The sequence below is a fragment of the Streptococcus pseudopneumoniae genome, from assembly GCF_038148935.1.
In the GTDB taxonomy this organism is placed as follows: Bacteria; Bacillota; Bacilli; order Lactobacillales; family Streptococcaceae; genus Streptococcus; species Streptococcus pseudopneumoniae_U.
The window spans coordinates 1-282 of sequence record NZ_JBBJZX010000249.1; the positions used below are offsets into that span (position 1 = coordinate 1).

The window sequence follows — 282 nt, forward strand, 5'->3', positions numbered from 1 at the left end:
TTTGGAATTGAGGGGAGTTCCTTCACGAGATTCAACAAGAGTTTGTTCGTACTGCTTTTGAGCTTGTTTAGCGAGATAGAAGATCTTCTTATAGCCACAATTCTGTCTTCTTTTAGGACATCCATTACAGACAAAGGGAGCTTTGTCGAGTAGAGGGCAAGGAAGGTTATAGCATGTAGATTCTCTAACTTGTCTGTTTCGTTTCACTTCTTTGGAAACAGTAGTTGGGTCTTTTAGAATGGATTGTCCGATAGTTTTGAAGGTTTCACCGCGCTCTAAGCC

At 41.1% G+C, this 282-nt stretch carries 1 protein-coding gene; it reads right to left on the reverse strand.

Annotated features, from left to right (window positions below; all coding sequences use genetic code 11):
- Window positions 1–282: helix-turn-helix domain-containing protein (locus WKI42_RS10840; protein ID WP_368081921.1), on the reverse strand; the 282-nt coding region annotated here is incomplete at both ends.